A 3,149-nucleotide genomic window follows, 5' to 3' on the forward strand; every position below is an offset into this window, starting at 1 on the left:
TCCTCCATGCGGATCATCACGCTGGTGAGCAGCGCTTCGAAGATCCGCGGGGGCGCGAAGTAGTAGGTCGGCCCGATCTCCTTGAGGTCGATCATCACCGTGCTGCCCGACTCGGGGCAGTTCACCACGTAGCCGCAGGCGAGCCACTGTGCGTAGCTGAAGATGTTCTGGCCGATCCAGGCCGGCGGCATGTAGGCCAGCACTTCCTCGCGCTCGGTGAGCTGGTCGAACTCCTGTCCGGCCTTGGCGCGATCGAGCAGCGTGCGGTGCGTGTGCACCACGCCCTTGGGCTGGCCCGTGGTGCCGGAGGTGAAGAACATGGCAGCCACGTCGTCCGGCTGGCCCTTCTCCACCTCGGCGCGGAACAGGGCTGCATCGGGCGCCTCGGCCAGCAGCGTGTCCAGCGCCAGCAGCCCGGGCTCGCTGTAGTTGCGCAGCCCGCGCGGATCGTCGTAGTAGATCGTGGCCAGCTGCGGGCAGCGCGGGCGGATCTCGAGCAGCTTGTCGACCTGCTCCTGGTCCTCCCCCAGCGCGAAGCGGATTTCCGCGTTCGTGATGGGGAACACGCACTCCTCCGCCACCGCGTCCTGGTACAGCGGCACCGGGATGGCGCCCAGCGCCTGCCCGGCCAGCATCGTGGCGTAGAGCCGCGGCCGGTTGGCCCCGATCACCACGAAGTGCTCGCCACGCCGCAGCCCGGCGCGGTGCAACCCGCAGGCCAGCCGCTCCACCATGCCGGCGAGCCCGGCCCAGGTGAGCGATTGCCAGATGCCGTATTCCTTTTCGCGCATCGCCGCGGCCGTTGGCCGCTCGGCTGCGTGCTTCAGCAGCAGCCGGGGGAAAGTTGTCTCCATGCCTGTCCTTCCCGCATCAGTAGAGCGGCAATGTAGGGATCCCTTTGACGTCGATCTGTCTTTGCGACGACGTTCCTAGGGAATGTCCTAGGAGGAGCTACCCCTAAGCCGGGCTGCGTTTGAGGCAGGTCAAGTGCCGGGGCTCGCGGGCTGGTGCAATGCCCAGGCTGTGCACATCTGCCGCGGAGTGTTGCGGATGGCACGACAAGGCCGCGGCAGGGCGCCATGAAAACGGGAGGCGGTGGGCATCTTGATCTGCAACAGGTTCCCGCAAACTGCTGCTGATACAAATGGCATGACCCCTGCGACGTAGTTGAAAGCTGAAGCCATGATGCCCGCCGAACTCACACTGCATCAGCGAAGGCGCGATCCCACGCCGGCGGAACTCGCGAGCATTCCGTGGCTGCCGGTGCTGCTGCCCGCCGAACGCGAACGCGCGCTGCCGCAAATCAAGGTGGGCGATGCGCTGCCCGGGGATTACGTGTGCCGGGTGGGCCGGCCCGTGACCTACTGGTTCGGCGTGATCGAAGGCCTGCTCAAGATGAGCAACGACAACGAGCAGGGCCAGAGCATCACCTTCACCGGCCTGCCGCCGGGCGGCTGGTTCGGCGAAGGCACGGTCCTCAAGCGCGAAAGCTACCGCTACAACGTGCAGGCGCTGCGCAAGAGCGTGGTCGCCGGCCTGCCGGCCGACACCTTCCACTGGCTGCTCGATCACTCCATCGGCTTCAACCGCTTCGTGATGAACCAGTTCAACGAGCGGCTGGGCCAGTTCATCGCGGCGCGCGAGATCGACCGCATGAGCAACCCGGACCTGCGGGTGGCCCGCAGCCTCGCCGCGCTGTTCAACGCCACGCTGTTCCCGGGCGTGGGCGAGGTGCTGCGCATCACGCAGCAGGAGCTCGCCTACCTGGTGGGCCTGTCGCGCCAGCGCGTGAACGAGGCCCTCGCGGCCCTGCAGGAGCAGGGAATCATCCAGGTCGAATACGGCGGCCTGCGCGTGCTGGACCTGCAGGCCCTGCGCACCGCCATGCCGGCGCCCCGGCTCAAGCCCGTGGCGGAGGCGCACAAGCCGCCCGAGGAAGCGCCGCAGCCCACGACGGAGTCGCAGCCGCCCGCATGAGGGCCGCCGGGGGTGTGCACAATCGGCGTCACCCATGAACGCCGGCCTGCCATCCCCCACCACCCGCCTCAACAAACGCATGGCCGACCTCGGCCTGTGCTCGCGCCGCGAGGCCGACGAGTGGATCGCGCGCGGCTGGGTCAGGGTGAACGGGCAGGTCGCCACCATGGGCCTGCAGGTCGCGCCCGACGCCCGCATCGACGTGGACCCGAAGGCGCGGGGCCAGCAGCGCGAACAGGTGACCATCCTGCTGCACAAGCCGGTGGGCTACGTGAGCGGGCAGGCCGAGGAGGGCTACGAGCCGGCCAAGGTGCTGGTGCAGCCGCGCACGCGCTGGAAGGGCGACCTGTCGCCGCGGCGCTTCGCGCCCTCCCAGCTGCAAAGCCTGGTGCCGGCGGGGCGGCTCGACATCGATTCCACCGGCCTGCTGGTGCTGACGCAGGACGGCCGCGTGGCGCGCCAGCTGATCGCGGAGGACTCCACCATCGAGAAGGAGTACCTGGTGCGGGTGGCCTTCGGCGCGGTGGCCGAGAACGTGCAGGCGGCCTTCCCGGCGGCGCAGCTGGCGCGGCTGCGGCACGGCCTGAGCCTGGACGGCCAGCCGCTCAAGCCCGCGCGGGTGGACTGGCAGAACCCGGAGCAACTGCGCTTCGTGCTCAACGAGGGCAAGAAGCGGCAGATCCGGCGCATGTGCGAGGCCGTGGGCCTGCGGGTGGTGGGCCTCAAGCGGGTGCGCATCGGGCGGGTGACGCTGGGACACCTGCCGCTCGGGCAGTGGCGCTACCTGGGGCCGAACGAGCGGTTTTGAGCGAAAGGGTTACGCAGGGCTTCACGCAGGCTAATGGTGCTGAGCCGCGAAGCGCGCGAAGCCCAGCAAGCGCGGTTCGTTCAAGCTGCCTTGACCTGCCCCGCAAGCAGCAGCCTGGCCAGCGCCTCGACAGCGCGGGCCATTTCGGCATCGCCCTCCATCCGCTCCTGCACCGCATCGACCAAGGCGGGAAATTGCGGGTCGTTCAGCAGCTTCGCCCCGAACTCGCGCGCCAGCTCCGCCTCCAGATAGATGCGCACCGCCTTGCGCGCCCGCTGGGGATCCTGCGGCGCGAGCGCCGCGATGCGCTGGGCCACGGCGCGCGACACGGTGCCCGCGCCGTGGCGCGGGGCCGCCTCGCTGC

At 69.4% G+C, this 3,149-nt stretch carries 3 protein-coding genes and 1 pseudogene; 2 read left to right on the forward strand and 2 right to left on the reverse strand.

Annotated elements, in window-relative coordinates:
• Positions 1–854 (reverse strand): AMP-binding protein (locus tag VFM98_RS00520; RefSeq protein ID WP_325107931.1); only part of this gene is annotated, 854 nt, incomplete at its 3' end.
• Positions 855–1,185: 331 nt separating this feature from the next.
• Between VFM98_RS00520 and VFM98_RS00525 the strand changes: the two genes are divergently transcribed.
• Positions 1,186–1,977 carry a Crp/Fnr family transcriptional regulator gene (locus tag VFM98_RS00525; RefSeq protein WP_325107933.1) on the forward strand — a complete coding sequence of 264 codons (792 nt, stop codon included), beginning with the start codon at positions 1,186–1,188 and terminating at the stop codon, positions 1,975–1,977.
• Positions 1,978–2,011: 34 nt separating this feature from the next.
• Complete coding sequence (locus VFM98_RS00530; RefSeq protein ID WP_325107932.1) at positions 2,012–2,785, forward strand: pseudouridine synthase; 774 nt, start codon at positions 2,012–2,014, stop codon at positions 2,783–2,785.
• An 80-nt stretch (positions 2,786–2,865) separates the two neighbouring features.
• On the opposite strand, the pseudogene VFM98_RS00535 reads toward VFM98_RS00530, so the two are convergent.
• A pseudogene (locus VFM98_RS00535) lies at positions 2,866–3,149 on the reverse strand (hypothetical protein); the annotation flags it as partial.

It is taken from the genome of Ramlibacter sp. (assembly GCF_035706265.1).
Taxonomy (GTDB): Bacteria; Pseudomonadota; Gammaproteobacteria; order Burkholderiales; family Burkholderiaceae_C; genus Ramlibacter.